This is a genomic window from Robertmurraya mesotrionivorans, from assembly GCF_050971805.1.
In the GTDB taxonomy this organism is placed as follows: domain Bacteria; phylum Bacillota; class Bacilli; order Bacillales; family Cytobacillaceae; genus Robertmurraya_A.
Window position 1 is genome coordinate 1 of record NZ_JBPCCH010000049.1, and the last position, 1,421, is coordinate 1,421.

The window sequence follows — 1,421 nt, forward strand, 5'->3', positions numbered from 1 at the left end:
AGTCAAGTCCTCAATATTGTGTAAATTCGGTACAAGTGTTTCCAACCAGTTTTTTACTTACTTGGCCTTTAACCAAACACCATTACAATTTTTTTTGAGAAACTTCCATGGTCTTTATTCCTCACAGGCAACAAAGGCTGTCAAAGGCCCTTTCTTTGATAGCCTTTGTTGCCTGTGAAATCATTCATTATGGAAGTATCGAAAAGACACGGTTATTTAGTAAGTGACTTTTTCTTACAGTATATAGTTTCTTGATAATGCATTAAAACAGCACCTATTAAACGAAAAGCTGATTGTGTGTTAGGGAAGACTCTTATTACTCTTTCTCTTCTACGAACTTCTTGATTTAAACGTTCTAGAGAGTTCGTGCTACGGATATGTGAACGAATTTCAACAGGATAATTCATATTCTGTATGGTGTCTTCGAACCCTTCATCTAGAACCGATAACGCCTTTTCATACTTAGGTTGATCTCCGAACTTACTCATCAGCTCATGTTTGAATTTCCTAACGTCCTCAATAGTAACTGCTTCAAATATTCGCTTGATCATGATGCGAATCTCAGAAGAATCCTTTTTGGGTAATTTTTCTATAATATTACGTTTAAAGTGGACATTACATCTCTGCCAGCTGGTACCAATAAATTCACGTTGTATGGCTTTCTGTAAACCCTGATGGGCATCAGAAATGACAAGTTTAGGTGATTGGATTCCACGTGATTTAAGTTGTTGAAAGAAACGGCTCCAACTATCATAACTTTCGGCGTGATCTACGCTTAGTCCTAGAATGACTCGTTGATTTTTTTCAGTAATGGCAGTGGCAATATAAACAGCTTTTGATACAACCTGTTGATGTTCTCGTACTTTGATATACATCGCATCAACAAAGAGAAAAGGATAGTAAGCGGTATTTAATGGTCGCTTAGCCCAATCATTAATAATAGGATCAAGTTTTTGAGTTAGAGACGAGACGAATGATTTTGATATGGATTCACCACATAGTTGTTCAACAACGTGCGTAACTTTTCTAGTAGAAATACCGTTAATAACCATCTCTATCATAGAAAGGACTAGCGCCTGGTCACAACGTGCATACTTTTCAAATACCGAAGGTGAAAATTCACCATTCCGAGTTCTAGGTACTTTGAGCTTTATTTTTCCGATACTCATGGTCAGGTCGCGTTCATAGTAGCCATTGCGATAGTCTAGGCGTTCATTAGAACGCTCGTAAGCAGAAGCGCGTAAATAGTCGTCTCTCTCTTTTTCCATAAACTCATTTAACACTAGTACAATAGCTGATTTTACAACTGCATCAATGTTAGAATTCATAACCGAATCTTTTAAAAGATCCATATTTAGGTTAAACTGTAAATGAGTCATTTTTATTCCTCTTTTCTATGTTTATCGTGGTTGTTAAACATT

At 36.5% G+C, this 1,421-nt stretch carries 1 protein-coding gene; it reads right to left on the reverse strand.

The features are described from left to right. Positions 1-212: 212 nt before the first annotated feature. Positions 213-1,379 (reverse strand): IS256 family transposase, encoded by a 1,167-nt coding sequence (locus tag ACRX5O_RS25145; RefSeq protein WP_433908439.1) that lies wholly within the window; start codon positions 1,377-1,379, stop codon positions 213-215. Positions 1,380-1,421 lie beyond the last annotated feature (42 nt).